This is a genomic window from Rhodospirillum centenum SW (assembly GCF_000016185.1).
GTDB lineage: Bacteria > Pseudomonadota > Alphaproteobacteria > Azospirillales > Azospirillaceae > Rhodocista > Rhodocista centena.
This window is the reverse complement of sequence record NC_011420.2, coordinates 2,705,001-2,720,691: the sequence shown is the minus strand read 5'-3', so window position 1 is coordinate 2,720,691 and position 15,691 is coordinate 2,705,001. Positions and strand designations below refer to the sequence as shown.

Here is a 15,691-nt window from a genome sequence, read left to right as displayed (position 1 = left end):
AAGGGTCCGGCTTGTCCGGCCGACAGGGACCAGGATCGAGATGACGCTTCCGCTGGGAACCGTGGGACCGCGCCACGCTCCGGACCTGGCCGCCGCCGGACGCCGGTTGCTGGCGCGTCTGCGCGACGTCATGGCCGGCAGCGGCACGGCGCAGGACCGCCTCGACAAGATCGTCAAGACCATCGCGCACGAGATGGGCGCCGACGTCTGCTCCTGCTACGTCATGCGGGCGGGCGAGGTGCTGGAGCTGTTCGCCACCATCGGCCTGAACCCCTCGGCCGTCCACCGCACCCGCCTGCGGGTGGGCGAGGGGCTGGTCGGCGACGTGGCGGCGCACGCCCGGCCGATCGCCCTGGGCAACGCGCCGACGCATCCCAACTTCGCCTACCGCCCGGAAACGGGCGAGGACCCGTTCAACAGCTTCATGGCCGTGCCCATCCTGCGCGGCGGCCGCGTGCGCGGCGTGCTGGCGATCCAGCACACCGACCGCCGCGACTATGACGAGCAGGAGGTGGAGACGCTCCAGACCGTCGCCATGGTGGTGGCCGAACTGGTCGCCGCCGGCGAACTGGTGGACGGGCGGGAACTGTCGGTCGCGGACGACCTGATCCTGCTGCCCTCCCGCCTGGACGGCACCAGCCTGAACCGCGGCGTCGGCATGGGGCTGGCCGTGCTGCACCGGCCGCAGCTCACCATCCGGCAGATGGTGGCAGACGATCCCGAGCACGAGCTGCGCCGCCTCCAGGAGGCGGTGGACGGCATGCATCTGGCCATCGACCAGATCCTGATCGCCCTGGGCGAGCGCGACGGCGAGCATGCCGAGATCATGCAGACCTACCGCATGTTCGCCAACGACCGCGGCTGGCTGAGCCGCATCCGCGAGGCGATCCGCTCCGGCCTGACGGCCGAGGCGGCGGTGCAGCGGGTGCAGAACGACAACCGCGCCCGCATGTCGCAGGCCGCCGACCCCTACATCCGCGACCGTCTGCTGGACCTGGACGACGTCACCAACCGCCTGCTCCAGCATCTGGCCGGCCGCGGCGACGACGTGCAGGGCGGCACCCTGCCGGACGAGTTCGTGCTGGTCGCCCGCAATCTGGGGCCGGCCGAACTGCTGGACTACGACCGCCGCCGGCTGAAGGGGCTGGTGCTGGAGGAAGGCTCCAGCAACAGCCATGTCTCCATCGTCGCCCGGGCCATGGACATTCCCGTCGTCGGCCAGTGCCACGAGGTGCTGGGGCGGGTGGAGCCGCTGGACTACCTGATCGTGGACGGCGACAACGGCCAGGTCTTCGTCCGTCCGGCGGAGGACATCCAGGACGCCTTCAGCAAGAGCCTGCTGGCCCGCGAGCAGCGCCAGCGCGAGTTCGCCGCCCTGCGCGACCTGCCCGCCGTCACGCGCGACGGGGTGGCGGTGCAGCTCATGCTGAACTGCGGGCTGCACATCGACCTGCCGCACCTGCACGCCACCGGGGCGGACGGCATCGGCCTCTACCGCACCGAAATCCCCTTCATGGTCCGCGCCTCCTATCCGGAGGTCGCGGCCCAGCAGGAGTCCTACGCCAAGGTTCTGGACGCCGCCGGGGACCGGCCGGTCGTCTTCCGCACCCTGGATGTCGGCGGCGACAAGACGCTGCCCTACTTCCCCGACCTGTCGGAGGAGAACCCGGCGCTGGGCTGGCGGGCCATCCGCATCGGGCTGGACCGGCCGGCCATGCTGCGCAAGCAGCTCCGCGCCATGCTGCGGGCGGCGGCGGGGCGCGAACTGCGGCTGATGTTCCCCATGGTGGCCGAGGTGGCCGAGCTGGACCGGGCCCGCCGCGTGCTGGACCTGGAACTGGCGCGGCTGCGGGCCGACGGCGGCACGCCGCCCGCCCGCCTGCTGGTGGGCGTGATGGTGGAGGTGCCGTCGCTGCTGTTCCAGTTGCCGGCCCTGCTGCCGCGCGTGGATTTCCTGTCGGTCGGGTCCAACGACCTGCTGCAGTACCTGTTCGCCTGCGACCGCGGCAACCCGATCCTGAACAACCGCTACGACGTGCTGTCGCCGCCCATGCTGCGGCTGCTGCGCGATCTGGTGCGGGCCTGCGACGCGGCCGGCGTGCCGCTGTCGCTCTGCGGCGAGATGGCCAGCCGGCCGCTGGACGCCATGGCGCTGGTGGGGCTGGGCTTCCGCACCCTGTCGCTGGCGCCGCCGGCCTTCGGTGAGGTGAAAGGGATGCTGCGCTCGCTGGAGCTGCGGCGTGTCGCCGCTTATCTGGACAGGCTGCTGGACGGCAGCGACCACAGCCTGCGCCCGAAGCTCAGGGCCTATGCGCGTGACCATGGCGTGAAAGTTTAAGGTGACGGGACCCCGCGGGGGCCCTCCGCCGTTGCGAGTCCGTCCGCCGGTTGCTAAGAAACCGGACGAGCGACGTGAGGGACAGGGCGCAGGCACGACCCCGGCCGGAGGTGCCAGTCGGTGCAGCAGGGCCGGTGCGTGCGATGCCCGACAGGGCAGCGCCGTGGACGTGTAGCGCCATAGGCGTGCAGCACTCCTGACGGGTGCTGTGCCAGACAGTGCCGGCGGGACCCATGCCCGAACAGAAGCGCAGGTATTTCGACGTGATCGAGGGTGATCCGGCACAGGCCGGGCAGGGCTCCCCCGAACCGGGTCCGGCCCCCCGCCATGACATCCGCCATGTCGGCGAGCTGCTGCGGCAGCGCCGCCTGGAGCTTGGCTACGACCTGCCGCAGCTCTCCGAGATGCTGCGCATCCGCCTCAACTATCTGGAGGCGATCGAGCAGGGGCGCTGGGCCGATCTGCCCGGCCAGGCCTATGTCACCGGCTTCCTGCGCAGCTACGCCACGGCCATGGAGCTGGAGCCCGGCCCCGTCCTGCGCCGCTACAAGGAGGATACGGCAGGGGCGCCGCCGCCGGCCGAACTCTATTTCCCTGAACCTGCGAACGAAAGCCGGGTCCCTGGCGGTGCGCTGATCCTGATCGCCCTGCTGGCCGGGCTGGTGGTCTATGGCGGCTGGTACATGCTGTCGGCTTCCGACCGCAGCCTGTCGGACATGGTGCCGGCCCTGCCCGACCGGCTGGCCGGCCTGATCTACGGCGACTCGGCCCCGGAAGAGAGCCCCGCCCCGGCGGCCGTGCTGCCGCCCGGGCAGGTCGAGGCGCTGGTCGGGCAGTCGCAGCCGACGGCGCCGGAGGTCGGCGCCTCCGTGGACCAGTCCGCCCCGGCCCAGCCTCCCTCCGCGCAGTCTCCCTCTGGCCAGTCTCCCTCCGTCCAGCCGGCGCCTGCCGGTCCGCAGACCGCCCCGTCTTCCGTCCCCGGCCAGACCACGGCCGCCGCGCCGGCCGAACCGCAGGGCGAGGCGGAGGAGAGCGAGGTGCCCCAGCTTCCCGATCTGGGCAGCCCCGCCGTACCGCCCTCCGCCGCGGAGGAGCCCGAGGCCCCGGCCGAGGTCGCCGAGGCCCAGCAGGAACCGGCGGCCTCGGCCGCACCGTCCCCGCCCCCGGCCGCGCCGCCGCCGGGCCGCGTCTTCGGCCAGACCGACGGGACCGTCCGCGTCGTCGTCCGCGCCACGGAGGACAGCTGGATCCAGGTGCGCGACGGCAAGGGCACCCTCTGGGCGTCGCGCGTGCTGCGCCCGGGCGACAGTTTCCGCGCCCCGGACGTGCCGGGGCTGGTGATGAACACGGGTAACGCCGGCGGCCTTGTCGTCAGCCTGGACGGGCAGGATCTGCCGCCGCTCGGCGGCCGCGCCCAGGTGATGCGCGACATCCGCCTGACGCCCCAGGATCTGGCCGGGCGCGCGCAGCGGTGACGCGGCCGGCGGCGCGCGGCGGGTGATGCCGGCGCGCGGGGGTGCCGCGCTGGTTTGCGCCCTTGATCCCGGTGCGCATCGGCCGCACTTTCTCTTCACCCCCGCGGGGGCGGTGAGCCGCTCTGCGGGGCAGTCGTTCGTCCCCCGTGACGCCGCGTCCCGGGGCTGCAACCGGAAACCGGACCCGATCGAGCCATGACCGCTGCCATCCGACCCTGGCGCCAGATCCAGCGCCGCAAGAGCCGCCAGATCATGGTCGGCACGATGCCCGTCGGCGGCGACGCGCCGATCAGCGTCCAGACCATGACCAACACGGTCACCGCCGACGCCAAGGCGACCATCGAGCAGATCCGCCGGGTCGAGGAGGCCGGAGCCGACATCGTCCGCGTCTCCTGCCCCGACCAGGAGAGCACGGAGGCGCTGAAGGAGATCGTGAAGGCGGCGCGCATCCCGATCGTCGCCGACATCCATTTCCATTACCGCCGCGCCATCGAGGCGGCGGAGGCCGGCGCCTCCTGCCTGCGGATCAATCCGGGCAACATCGGCAGCGCCGACCGCGTGGCCGAGGTGGTGAAGGCCGCGAAGGACCATGGCTGCTCCATCCGCATCGGCGTGAACGCCGGCAGCCTGGAGCAGAGCCTGCTGGAGAAGTACGGCGAGCCCTGCCCGGAGGCGCTGGTGGAGAGCGCGATGGACCATGCGCGCATCCTGGAGGACCACGACTTCCGGAACTTCAAGATCAGCGTCAAGGCGTCGGACGTGTTCCTGGCCGTCGCCGCCTATCAGGGGCTGGCGGAAGCCTGCGACTATCCCCTGCACATCGGCATCACCGAGGCCGGCGGCCTGCGCGCCGGCACCGTGAAGTCCTCCATCGGCCTGGGCATGCTGCTCTGGTCGGGCATCGGCGACACGATCCGCGTCTCGCTCTCCGCCGACCCGGTGGAAGAGGTGAAGGTCGCCTATGAGATGCTGAAGAGCCTCGGCCTGCGCCGCCGCGGCGTCACCGTCATCTCCTGCCCGTCCTGCGCCCGGCAGCGCTTCGACGTGATCAAGACCGTGGAGGTGCTGGAGGAGCGGCTGTCCCACATCACGACGCCGCTGACGGTCAGCGTCATCGGCTGCGTCGTGAACGGCCCGGGTGAGGCGACGATGACCGACATCGGCTTCACCGGCGGCGGCAAGGGCACCCACCAGGTCTATCTCGGCGGCGTGCCGGCGCACCGGCTGAAGGACGAAGGCATCGTCGAGCATCTGGTCGGGCTGGTCGAGCAGAAGGCCGCCGAGATCGAGGCGGCGAAGAAGGACGAGGCCGCCGTTGCGGCGGAGTAGGCCCGTCGTCGCGCGCGCCGGCGCCCTGGCGGCGCTGGCGCTGGTCCTGCCGCTGCTGGCCGGCTGCGGCGGGGAGGATGAGGCCGGGGAGCGGGTGCGGGCGATCACCGCGCGCGCCATCGGCCCGCTCTCCCCGCAGGACGACCTCCGGGTCGGCCGCGTCATCGTCTCCCGCGGCGTGCGCGGTTGCGGCGAGATGGTCGGCGTCGCCACCGATGACGACGGGCGCGGCCACGAGTTCCTGATCCTGTGCAGCGATGCCCCCACGCCGGCGATGCGGGAGGATTACGGCGCCCCCGGCTGGACGCCGCACACGGTCTACATGGACCGGCAGGTCGTCATGCCCGGCAACCTGACCCGCCACTGCCGCCCGGTGCCGAGCCAGATCGCGGCCTGCCAGGGGGCGTGACGCGCCGGGTCGGCCGGGTCCTTGACCGTGGTCGGCTGTCCTGGCGGTCGGCTGTCAGGACCGTGTGCCGACCGGTCAGCGGCTCGACCGGCGGCGGTTCTCCCGGAATGCCAGGAAATCCTTCCAGGTCTCCGGATCGACGGGGACGAGCAACTCCGCATCCTCCCAGTCCGCGGCGCTGGTCGGCGGAATGTCCTGGAGGTCCGCTGCGCTCGGCCCCTGGCGCAGGCGCGACATGTCCACCCTGGGGGGGGCAGAAGTCCTAACCGGATCGCTCATGGTACAGGCGGGCCTCGTCCCGGGTTGCCGCGCGGGCGGAAATGATGCGGATGCGGCCGTGCCGCTGAGTATAGACCACGAACAGGACGACGCCGGAAGCCTCTCCGATCACCTGGAATACGTCCTCGTCCTGCCGGCGCGTATCCCGGCGGCGCAGGATCTCCCCTCGGAAGACCAGGGCGGCGAAGGCGAAGTCGAACCCGCGGTTCACGAACGTCCGATCGCTCTTGTCCGGATCGAACTCGATCCGAGACGGGTCGGTGACCAGGAAATGCCGACGGAACCGGGGCGGCATCGGTGCGGACGCTCCTTGATGCCCCATCCTCGCTCATGCCCCTGCGGCCGTAAAGCCGTGCGTGTTAACCCGTGACCGGGATACGCGGATCGCCTATATCCAGCGGTTTGGACCGCCCCGACACGACCAGCGATCTGATGTCCGACTTCGAAACCCGCTTCGGTGAGCCCCTGGCCCGGGTGATGCTCCGGTACGACGAGCTGCGCGACCAGCTTGCCTCGGGCACGCTGTCGGGCGAGGTCTTCGTCCGCTCCAGCCAGGAGTATGCGGAGCTGGAGCCGGTCGCCACGGCCATCGCCGAGCTGCGCAGGGCGCGCGCCGACATGGCCGATCTCCAGGCCATGGCGGAAGGCGACGATGCCGAGATGGCGACGCTCGCCCGCGACGAGCTGGTGGAGGCCGACCGCCGCATCCCCGAGCTGGAGCGCCGCATCATGCTGGCGCTGCTGCCGAAGGACGAGGCGGACGAGAAGAACGCCATCCTGGAGGTGCGCGCCGGCACCGGCGGCGACGAGGCCGCCCTGTTCGCTGCCGAGCTGTTCGAGATGTACCGCCGCTATGCCGGCATCCAGGGCTGGCGCTTCGAGACGATCGAGGTGAACGAGACCGGGCTGGGCGGCTACAAGGAGGCGTCGGCCAGCATCACCGGCCGCAACGTCTTCCGCCGGCTGAAGTTCGAGAGCGGCGTCCACCGCGTCCAGCGCGTGCCCGAGACCGAGGCCGGCGGCCGCATCCATACCTCGGCCGCCACCGTCGCCGTGCTGCCCGAGGCGGAGGAGGTGGACATCCACATCGAGGAGAAGGACCTGCGCATCGACGTGTTCCGCTCCCAGGGCTCGGGCGGGCAGTCGGTCAACACCACCGACAGTGCCGTGCGGATCACCCATCTGCCGACCAACATCGTCGTGCAGTGCCAGGACGAGAAGAGCCAGCACAAGAACAAGGCCAAGGCGCTGAAGGTGCTGCGCGCCCGCCTCTACGAGATCGAGCGGCAGCGGCGCGACAGCGAGCGCGCCGCCAGCCGCCGGACCCAGGTCGGTTCCGGCGACCGTTCGGAGCGCATCCGCACCTACAATTTCCCGCAGGGCCGCGTCACCGACCACCGCATCAACCTGACCCTCTACAAGATCGACAAGGTGATGGCGGGCGAGGCGCTGGACGAACTGGTGGACGCCCTGGTCGCCAGCGACGAGGCCGAGCGGCTGGCGGAGCTGCAGTAGCGGCCATGGCGACGCTGTCCGACCTGCTGCGCGAGGCCGCGGCCCGGCTGGCGGCGGCGGGGGTGGACAGCCCGCGCCTGGATGCCGAGTATCTGGCCGAGGCCGCCTTCGGCCTGCCGCGCGCCGCGCTGCGCCGGCACGGCACCGACAGCCCCGAGGCCGCTGCCGCGTCCCGCTTCGCCGCCCTGGTGGCCCGCCGCGCCGCGCGCGAGCCGCTGCAACGCCTGCTGGGAAGCTGGGAGTTCTGGGGCCTGGACCTGACCCTGGCGCCGGACACGCTGATCCCCCGCCCGGATACCGAGACGGTGGTGGAGGCCGTGCTGCGCCGTCGGCCCGACCGCACGGCGCCGCTGCGCCTGCTCGACCTCGGCACCGGCAGCGGCGCCATCCTGCTGGCCCTGCTCAGCGAATATCCGCGGGCGACGGGGCTGGGCGTCGATCTCAGCCCGGCGGCGGCGGCCACCGCCGCCCTGAACGCCCGCCGGCTGGGCCTGTCCGGCCGCGCCCGCTTCCTGGCCGGAAGCTGGGCCGCGGCACTGGGGGAGGCCGCCCGCTTCGACGTCGTCGTCGGCAACCCGCCCTACATCCCCGACGATGAGATCGACGGGCTGGAGCCGGAGGTGGCCCGGCACGAACCGCGCCGGGCGCTGGCGGGCGGCGCGGACGGGCTGGACTGCTACCGCGCCATCGCGGCGGAGCTGCCGCGGCTGCTGCTGCCCGGCGGGCTGGCCGTGCTGGAGCACGGGGCCGACCAGGCGTCGGCGGTGGCCGCACTGCTGGAAGCGGCGGGGCTGGGCCCCGTCGGGACGGTACGCGACCTTGCCGGGCGCGACCGGGCCGCCATCGCGCAGGCTGCTCCCACCCCGGCCATCACCTCGGAATAGTGCCGTTTTCCCGGAATGACGTTTCATTGTACGCGAAAAAACCTGTTGGAATGGCGCCCTGCTGCGTTTAGGGTCGCAGCCACACGCGGACTCCGGCGCTCCGGCGCGGTCCTGCGTCACGACTCCCGGACAGGGGCAGGGGGCGGAAGCCGGTAACGGCGGCGCCGATGGCCTGAAGCGGAATGCGCAGGCGATGTCCGGAGGGCAGCCAACTTCTGGGGCTAGAGCAAAATCCGAATGAGACAGGGACCGAACTCGAGGCGTTCGCGCGGCCGGGGTGGTAACAACAACAACCAGGGCCGCCGTCAGAACGTACCGCTGCGTCACCAGACGTTCGACAGCAACGGCCCGGATGTGCGCATCCGGGGCAATGCCTTCCAGATCTATGAGAAGTACCAGGCCCTGGCCCGCGATGCGCAGGCCTCGGGGGACCGCGTCGCGGCGGAGAACTATCTCCAGCACGCCGAGCACTATTACCGGATCATCTGCCAGATCAACGAGCAGGAGAGCCGCCAGCGCCAGGGCGGTGCCCGTGGCGACGGCAACGGCCATGCCCAGGGCAACGGCATGGACGACGGTGACGACGATGGCGACGATGCCGAGGGCGGCGAGGACGACCGCGAGCCGATGACGGCCTGACCCTTCCCCGCGGCGGCGGCATCCGGCCGCCGCCCGGCGCGGCGGGTCACGTTTCGCCAGTGTCACGTCTCGCCAGTCTGGGGCTTCGCCGGTACGAGTCCCCGGATCAGGCCTCGACCGGCCCGATCGTGTCGCCCACCGTCACCATGCCGCCCGCCAGGACGCGGGCATAGATGCCGCAGGTGACGTGGCCGAAGCCCCGTTGCAGCGACTTCACCACCGGCAGGTCGCGCTCCCCCGTCTCCGGGTCCACCTCGGTCGCGGCGCAGCGGGTGATGGTCTTGAACACCTCGAGCAGGGCCGTGCCGACGCGGACCCGCCGCCCCACCCAGGCCGCCTCGGCCCAGGGCTCCAGCCCTTCCAGGTGCAGGTTGCCGCGGAAGCGCAGCGGGTTCACCGGCCGCTGGGTCACCCGCTCCAGGTCGTGGACGCTGGCGAGGTTGATCAGCGACACCGCCCTGTCCTGGATGTCGGAGAACATGTGCCCGTGCGGCGCCCCGGCCGCGGGCGGCGGCGAATCGATCAGCTTGTAGGGACCCGGGGCGGCGCTGCCCTTCATGTAGGCGGCCAGGAACTGGTCGATCAGCAGCCGGCCCGTGGCCGTGTCGATCCGCCCGCGTGCCACCGGCTTGCCGGCGCGGTTCAGCACCAGCATGCAGGTGTCGGGGTCGTAGCGGGCCTCCAGCGTGGCCAGCTTCTCGTCCCGCATCAGCGTCAGATAGTTCGTCTTCGGCCGCCAGACCGGGTCCTCGGGGTCGTAGCTGCTGGCCCCGTGCAGGATGGCGAAGCGCCGGTCGTGGGGCAGGCCCATCCCCGGGGCCAGCGTCACCGCCGGCAGCGACTGGGCCGACAGGCCCTTGACCGGATAATAATGGATGGCGGCGATGCGCGCCGGGCCGGACGTCTGCGACATGCCCCAAGCTTATGGCCGTGCGGTCCGGTCCTGTCAACGCGGGGGCCGCCGGGACCTTCGGATGCGCCCCGCGCTTCCCGTCCGCTCCCTTGCGCGGCCGGCCGGGGCGTCCCACATCTCCCGATGCATCCCCAGGATCGCACTTTGACGTGGATCATGGCCGGGGCGGGCCCATGCGGGACGCTGATCCGGCCGCTAGCCGAGGGAGTGAAGGTCCCATGGACTTCAAGAAGTATACCGAGCGCGCGCAGGGCTTCGTCCAGGCGGCGCAGGCGCTGGCATTGCGCAGCGGGCATCAGCAGCTCGCCCCCGAACACATGCTCAAGGTCCTGCTCGACGACGAGGAGGGGCTGGCCGCCAACCTGATCCGCGCGGCCGGCGGCGACCCGGCGCGGGCGCTGGCCGGGGTGGAGCGCGAGCTTGCCCGCATCCCGAAGGTCGAAGGGCCGGGCGCCGGGGGCGTCGCCCTCAGCCGCGAACTGGCGCGGGTCTTCGCCACCGCCGAGGAGGTGGCGCAGAAGGCCGGCGACAGCTTCGTCACGGCCGAGCGGCTGCTGCTGGCCATCGCCCTGACCACCGGCACGCCGGCTGCCAAGGCGCTGGCCGACGCCGCCGTCACCCCGCAGGGGCTGAACGGCGCCATCAACGAGATCCGCAAGGGCCGCACGGCCGACAGCGCCAACGCCGAACAGTCCTACGACGCGCTGAAGAAGTACGCCCGCGACCTGACCCAGGCGGCGCGCGAGCAGAAGCTCGACCCCGTGATCGGCCGCGACGAGGAAATCCGCCGCACCATCCAGGTGCTGGCCCGGCGCACCAAGAACAACCCCGTCCTGATCGGCGAGCCCGGCGTGGGCAAGACCGCCATCGTCGAGGGGCTGGCCCAGCGCATCGTCAACGGCGACGTGCCGGAGGGGCTGAAGCGCAAGCGCATCCTCTCGCTCGACCTCGGCGCCCTGGTCGCCGGGGCCAAGTTCCGCGGCGAGTTCGAGGAACGGCTGAAGGGCGTGCTGCAGGAAATCCAGGCCGCGGCCGGGGAGATCGTCGTCTTCATCGACGAGCTGCACACCCTGGTCGGCGCCGGCAAGGCCGAAGGGGCGATGGACGCCTCCAACATGCTGAAGCCGATGCTGGCCCGCGGCGAGCTGCACTGCGTCGGCGCCACCACGCTGGATGAGTACCGCAAGTACATCGAGAAGGACGCCGCGCTGGCCCGGCGCTTCCAGCCCGTCTTCGTGGACGAGCCCTCGGTGGAGGACACCATCTCCATCCTGCGCGGGCTGAAGGAGAAGTACGAGGTCCATCACGGCGTGCGGATCACCGACGGCGCCATCGTCGCCGCCGCCACCCTGTCCAACCGCTACATCACCGACCGCTTCCTGCCGGACAAGGCCATCGACCTGATCGACGAGGCGGCCAGCCGCCTGCGCATGGTCGTCGACTCGAAGCCGGAGGCGATCGACGAGCTGGACCGCAGCATCATCCGCCTGAAGATCGAGCGCGAGGCCCTGAAGCGGGAGACCGACAGCGCCTCGCGCGAGCGGCTGGAGAAGCTGGAGGAGGAGCTGTCGGCGCTGGAGCAGCGCTCGGCCGAGCTGACGGCCCAGTGGCAGGCGGAGAAGGAGACCCTGACCGGCGCCCAGAAGCTGAAGGAACAGCTCGAGGCCGCCCGGGCCGAGCTGGACCAGGCGCAGCGGGCGGGCAACTGGGCCCGCGCCGGGGAACTGACCTACGGCGTCATCCCCGAGCTTGAGAAGAAGCTGGCCGGTGCCCAGGAGGCCAACCAGCACCGCATGCTGAACGAGGAGGTGCGCGACCAGGACATCGCCGCCGTCGTCAGCCGCTGGACCGGCATCCCGGTGGACCGGATGCTGGCCGGCGAGCGCGAGAAGCTGCTGAAGATGGAGGAGAAGCTGCGCACCCGCGTGGTCGGCCAGGACGAGGCGATCGTCGCCGTCTCCAACGCCGTCCGCCGCGCCCGCGCCGGCCTGCAGGACCCGAACCGGCCGATCGGCAGCTTCCTCTTCCTCGGCCCCACCGGCGTCGGCAAGACCGAGCTGACCAAGGCCCTGGCCGGGTTCCTGTTCGACGACGAGACCGCCATGGTCCGCCTGGACATGTCGGAATACATGGAGAAGCACTCCGTCGCCCGCATGATCGGCGCGCCCCCGGGCTATGTCGGTTACGAGGAGGGCGGGGCGCTGACCGAGGCGGTGCGCCGCCGGCCCTATCAGGTGATTCTGTTCGACGAGGTGGAGAAGGCCCACCCCGACGTCTTCAACGTGCTGCTCCAGGTGCTGGACGACGGCCGCCTGACCGACGGTCAGGGCCGCACGGTGGACTTCCGCAACACGCTCATCGTGATGACCTCCAACCTCGGCTCGCAGTTCCTGGCCGAACTGCCGGAGGGGGCGGACAGCGCCGCCGCGCGGGCGCAGGTGATGGAGGTGGTGCGCGGCGCCTTCCGGCCGGAGTTCCTGAACCGGCTGGACGAGATCCTGCTGTTCCACCGCCTGTCGCGTGAGCACATGACCGGCATCGTGGACATCCAGCTCGACCGGCTGCGCCGGATGCTGGCCGACCGCGCCATCACCCTGGAACTGGACGAGGCGGCCCTGCGCTGGCTGGCCGATGCCGGCTACGACCCGGTCTACGGCGCCCGGCCGCTGAAACGGGTGATCCAGCGCGAACTGCAGAACCCGCTGGCGACCCGCATCCTGGAAGGCCGGATCGCGGACGGGCAGACGGTGCCCGTCACCGCCGGCCCCGACGGGCTGCTGATCGACGGCGAGGCGGTGGACGAGAGCATGCCGCCCCCGGCCGGGCGCTGGGGCGGCCCGGCGCGCCCGACGACTCTGCACTGACCCGGTGACCCCCGCGGTCCCGGGAGCCGGTCCGCCGGTTCCCGGCCGCGGGGTCCTTCTCTCCGGACGCTCCGCCCGCTACGGCCGGCGGGCGGACGGGTCCGGCGGGTCGGGCGGGGCCAGGAAGCGCACGACCGCCAGCCCGGCGACGAATCCCCCGATATGCGCCCACCAGGCGATGCCGCCGCCCATCTCGGGCATCAGCAGGTCGCCGGCTCCCTGCAGCACCTGCAGACCGAACCAGACGGCGGCATAGGCCCAGGTCGTCACCGGCAGGATCAGGGGGATGAAGAGAATCGGCACCAGCAGCAGCACCCGCGAGCGCGGATGCAGCGTGATGTGGGCGCCCAGAACGGCCGCGATGGCGCCCGAGGCACCCAGCGCCGGCACCTCGCTCGTCGGATAGGCGGCCATGTGGGCCCAGCTCGCCAGCACCCCGCACAGGACATAGAACAGGGCGAACCGGAGATGGCCCATGCGGTCCTCCACGGCCGCGCCGAACAGCCAGAGCGTCCACATGTTGGCGATCAGGTGCAGCCAGCCGCCGTGCAGGAAGGTGTTGGTCAGCAGCGGCCACTGGTTCGCCGGGTCCAGCCCCACAGCCAGGGCCCAGGCGGGGTCGGAATAGCGCCGCGGCACCAGCGCCCAGTGCACCGCCAGCAGGAAGGACTGCCGCGGCCCCAGGGTCGTCTGCCAGAGGAACACCAGCGTGTTGACCGCCAGCAGGGTCCAGACGACCCGCGGGCGTCGGCGGACAGGGACATCGGTCCTGAGCGGGATCATCCATGGCTCCCCGAACGGAAACGGCCGGTCGTGGGAGACCGGCCGTTGCAGAGGACAGGGGGCGGAGGGCTCGGCGGAAGGCTCAGCAGCCCGGTGCCTTGCTGCATGCGCCGCGGGAGGCCGGGCGTTGGCTGCTGCCGCTCACGGTCAGGAGATCGACACCGCCTTTCATCTCCTCGGTGCCTTGCAGCTCCTCGGTGAAGGTGCGCTCCAGCTCTGCGGCCACGGCCAGGAACTTCTTCAGCTCCTTTCCGGCCAGGATGCGTCCGGTCGGCAGATCCACCGACAGCGGGTTGACCTGCTTGCCGCCGCGCATCACCTCGTAGTGCAGGTGCGGGCCGGTGGAACGGCCGGTCGTGCCGACATAGCCGATCACCTCGCCCTGGGAGACCCGGCTGCCGCGCCGCGCACCGCTGCCGAAACGCGACAGGTGGGCATAGGCCGTGGCGATCTCGCGGTTGTGCCGGATGCGGATGTAGTTGCCGTAGGCTCCCTTGGCCCCGATCTCCTCGATCACGCCGTCGCCGGCGGCGTAGATCGGGGTGCCGGTGGGGGCACCGAAATCCACCCCCTTGTGCATCTTGCTGTAGCCCAGCAGCGGGTGCATCCGCATGCCGAAGCCGGAGGTCAGCTTGGCCCCGTCCACCGGGGTCCGGAGCAGGGCCTTGCGCACCGATTCGCCCTTGCGGGTGAAGTAGTCGGGGCGGCCGTCCGCATCCTCGAACAGGAACAGTTCCCGGCGCTTGCCGGACAGCGTGAGCGCCGCGTAGCTGACCTTGCCGACCCGCGCGATCTCGCCCGTCTCCGTCGTCAGCAGCTCGTACAGAACCTCGAAACGGTCGCCGGGCTGGATGTCGCGCTGCCAGTCGACATCATAGTTGAACATCTTGTTGATCAGGATCGACTGGACGGCGATCGGCACGCCCGCCTCGCTGGCGGCCTGGGCGAGACTCGAATCGATGGTGCCGCGCACGGCGAACAGCCGGTGCTGGAGCGGCTTGGCCACCTCGGCCGCCTGGAACCGCACGCCGTCGAAGCTGACGGAGACGGAGCGTTCGACCGCCGGCTGGAACTCGATCCCGACGAAGCGGCCGTCGCCCTCGGAGCGGTCGAACAGGAAGGCGATCTCCTGCCCGCTCTTCAGCCGCTGCGGGTTGTAGACGGAGCGCAGGGCCGACACCAGCTCGTGCGCGTGCTCCTTGGGGACCTCCTGCCTGAGCAGAATCTGCATCAGCGTGTCGCCGGGGCGCAGGCTGATCAGGCGGCGCTCGATCGGGTCATCCACCGCCTCGTTGTCGCCCCAGGCGTCGCCGGCCAGCGCCAGGCCCTGCTGGGCGTCGATGTCGGGCGGGACGGGCAGGGCCTTGGCAAGGGCCTTGGCGGCCAGGGCCATCTCTCCGGCACCGGCGGAATCCGCGACCGCGGTCTCCGTCTGCGGTGTGCGGCTCGGGATCAGGGTCGCAGCCAGGGCCAGACCACCGATCGCGGCGGCGACAGCCACCGTGACGGCGCCCCGGCTCAGCAAAGCTCGATCTCCATGGTCATCGTCCCCCCACTCGGACAGTGCGAACCGGCCGGGAATGTCCCCGCCCGGTGACGTCTTCCTCGCGGGACTCCCCTGTCCCGCCCCAGGTTTCGGGCAACCCGGTCTCCCGGTTCCCGGCCCCACCCGGTCACAGACGCTCCGGAAAGGGCGCCTGTGGCAAATGTTTCCGAACCTTGCGTGTCAGGATTAACACTGTCAATGGGAACATAGTTCGTACATCCGGGCCGGAACGCCTGTTCCGGTCGGTTTTCGCGCATCCGGCAAGGATTTGCACCACCCGATCGGGTGGGAGGATGGCCGGCGGGGTGGCTCTTCCCCCGCCCGCTCGGGGGGGGGAGGCTGGAGTGGGGCAGGGCGGCTGAGTCGGTCCGCTCGTGCGGCGGCCAGGGGGGGCTGCCGTATCGTGCCCCCCTTTCCCTGCCCCTCTTCCAGGCACCCTCGCACACATGCACGCGCGCGCACCGCGCTCCCGCGTGCGCCCTCGCCGCGCGGTTCCGCCTGCAGGCACTCCTCTCCGCCGTCCTCCGCCTTCCGCCTTCCGCCCTCTGTCCTCCGCGTCCGTCCCTCTCGATCGCACGGCCGGCCATCGGCTCGGGGTCCAGGCGGCCTGCCCGGTTCCCCTGTGTTGCTTCGCGCCGGGGGGCGCCGGCGGGGTGCGGGCCGGGACCCGGAAAAGCCCGCCGGACCGGGCGTTTGGAGAAAATGTTACGACCCCGT

Annotated in this window: 13 protein-coding genes; 8 read left to right on the top strand and 5 right to left on the bottom strand. The window is 71.5% G+C overall.

All coding sequences use genetic code 11. The annotated features are described in order from the left end of the window. The first annotated feature begins 40 nt into the window (after positions 1 to 40). The 4 genes from ptsP to RC1_RS12670 all read left to right on the top strand — a co-directional run bounded on the left by ptsP (position 41) and on the right by RC1_RS12670 (position 5,551). Positions 41 to 2,338, top strand: coding sequence for a phosphoenolpyruvate--protein phosphotransferase (gene ptsP / locus RC1_RS12685; RefSeq protein WP_049766705.1), 2,298 nt, complete (start codon positions 41 to 43; stop codon positions 2,336 to 2,338). Positions 2,339 to 2,571: 233 nt separating this feature from the next. Then, positions 2,572 to 3,813, top strand: coding sequence for a helix-turn-helix domain-containing protein (locus RC1_RS12680; RefSeq protein ID WP_012567798.1), 1,242 nt, complete (start codon positions 2,572 to 2,574; stop codon positions 3,811 to 3,813). 195 nt (positions 3,814 to 4,008) lie between these two features. Then, complete coding sequence (gene ispG / locus RC1_RS12675; protein ID WP_012567797.1) at positions 4,009 to 5,142, top strand: flavodoxin-dependent (E)-4-hydroxy-3-methylbut-2-enyl-diphosphate synthase; 1,134 nt, start codon at positions 4,009 to 4,011, stop codon at positions 5,140 to 5,142. Next, on the top strand, positions 5,129 to 5,551 hold the full coding sequence (locus RC1_RS12670) for a hypothetical protein (RefSeq protein WP_012567796.1): 423 nt from the start codon (positions 5,129 to 5,131) through the stop codon (positions 5,549 to 5,551). Before ispG ends, RC1_RS12670 begins: the two co-directional genes overlap by 14 nt. Positions 5,552 to 5,626: 75 nt before the next feature. Here the strand turns inward: RC1_RS12670 and RC1_RS21790 are convergent, their stop codons facing one another. Both RC1_RS21790 and RC1_RS12665 read right to left on the bottom strand, forming a co-directional pair. After that, positions 5,627 to 5,788, bottom strand: a complete 162-nt coding sequence (locus RC1_RS21790) for a hypothetical protein (RefSeq protein ID WP_184446392.1) — start codon at positions 5,786 to 5,788, stop codon at positions 5,627 to 5,629. 25 nt (positions 5,789 to 5,813) lie between these two features. Next, complete coding sequence (locus RC1_RS12665) at positions 5,814 to 6,125, bottom strand: BrnT family toxin (protein WP_012567794.1); 312 nt, start codon at positions 6,123 to 6,125, stop codon at positions 5,814 to 5,816. 137 nt (positions 6,126 to 6,262) lie between these two features. Between RC1_RS12665 and prfA the strand changes: the two genes are divergently transcribed. The 3 genes from prfA (at position 6,263) to RC1_RS12650 (ending at position 8,868) form a co-directional block, all read left to right on the top strand. Then, positions 6,263 to 7,345 (top strand): peptide chain release factor 1, encoded by a 1,083-nt coding sequence (gene prfA / locus RC1_RS12660; RefSeq protein ID WP_012567793.1) that lies wholly within the window; start codon positions 6,263 to 6,265, stop codon positions 7,343 to 7,345. Positions 7,346 to 7,350: 5 nt separating this feature from the next. After that, a complete protein-coding gene (gene prmC, locus RC1_RS12655; protein WP_012567792.1) occupies positions 7,351 to 8,229 on the top strand; it encodes a peptide chain release factor N(5)-glutamine methyltransferase in 879 nt (292 codons plus the stop codon). A gap of 237 nt (positions 8,230 to 8,466) precedes the next feature. Next, a complete protein-coding gene (locus RC1_RS12650; RefSeq protein WP_012567791.1) occupies positions 8,467 to 8,868 on the top strand; it encodes a DUF4167 domain-containing protein in 402 nt (133 codons plus the stop codon). A gap of 106 nt (positions 8,869 to 8,974) precedes the next feature. On the opposite strand, the gene RC1_RS12645 is transcribed toward RC1_RS12650, so the two are convergent. Next, complete coding sequence (locus RC1_RS12645) at positions 8,975 to 9,781, bottom strand: MOSC domain-containing protein (protein WP_012567790.1); 807 nt, start codon at positions 9,779 to 9,781, stop codon at positions 8,975 to 8,977. A gap of 218 nt (positions 9,782 to 9,999) precedes the next feature. Here RC1_RS12645 and clpB point away from each other — a divergent pair, with 218 nt between their 5' ends. After that, positions 10,000 to 12,645, top strand: coding sequence for an ATP-dependent chaperone ClpB (clpB, locus tag RC1_RS12640; protein ID WP_012567789.1), 2,646 nt, complete (start codon positions 10,000 to 10,002; stop codon positions 12,643 to 12,645). 78 nt (positions 12,646 to 12,723) lie between these two features. Here clpB and RC1_RS12635 read toward each other — a convergent pair whose 3' ends face one another. Next, positions 12,724 to 13,428, bottom strand: coding sequence for a rhomboid family intramembrane serine protease (locus RC1_RS12635; RefSeq protein ID WP_012567788.1), 705 nt, complete (start codon positions 13,426 to 13,428; stop codon positions 12,724 to 12,726). A gap of 82 nt (positions 13,429 to 13,510) precedes the next feature. Further along, the gene (locus RC1_RS12630) at positions 13,511 to 14,953 is read right to left on the bottom strand and encodes a M23 family metallopeptidase (RefSeq protein ID WP_012567787.1); all 1,443 of its coding nucleotides are present in this window, start codon (positions 14,951 to 14,953) and stop codon (positions 13,511 to 13,513) included. Between the last annotated feature and the right edge of the window lie 738 nt (positions 14,954 to 15,691).

Bases quoted from the DNA above. Each gene is read 5' to 3' on its own strand.
- ptsP (WP_049766705.1), top strand. From the start codon at position 41: ATGACGCTTCCGCTGGGAACCGTGGGACCGCGCCACGCTCCGGACCTG.
- RC1_RS12680 (WP_012567798.1), top strand. From the start codon at position 2,572: ATGCCCGAACAGAAGCGCAGGTATTTCGACGTGATCGAGGGTGATCCG.
- ispG (WP_012567797.1), top strand. From the start codon at position 4,009: ATGACCGCTGCCATCCGACCCTGGCGCCAGATCCAGCGCCGCAAGAGC.
- RC1_RS21790 (WP_184446392.1), bottom strand. From the start codon at position 5,788: ATGTCGCGCCTGCGCCAGGGGCCGAGCGCAGCGGACCTCCAGGACATT.
- RC1_RS12665 (WP_012567794.1), bottom strand. From the start codon at position 6,125: ATGCCGCCCCGGTTCCGTCGGCATTTCCTGGTCACCGACCCGTCTCGG.
- prfA (WP_012567793.1), top strand. From the start codon at position 6,263: ATGTCCGACTTCGAAACCCGCTTCGGTGAGCCCCTGGCCCGGGTGATG.
- prmC (WP_012567792.1), top strand. From the start codon at position 7,351: ATGGCGACGCTGTCCGACCTGCTGCGCGAGGCCGCGGCCCGGCTGGCG.
- RC1_RS12650 (WP_012567791.1), top strand. From the start codon at position 8,467: ATGAGACAGGGACCGAACTCGAGGCGTTCGCGCGGCCGGGGTGGTAAC.
- RC1_RS12645 (WP_012567790.1), bottom strand. From the start codon at position 9,781: ATGTCGCAGACGTCCGGCCCGGCGCGCATCGCCGCCATCCATTATTAT.
- clpB (WP_012567789.1), top strand. From the start codon at position 10,000: ATGGACTTCAAGAAGTATACCGAGCGCGCGCAGGGCTTCGTCCAGGCG.
- RC1_RS12635 (WP_012567788.1), bottom strand. From the start codon at position 13,428: ATGATCCCGCTCAGGACCGATGTCCCTGTCCGCCGACGCCCGCGGGTC.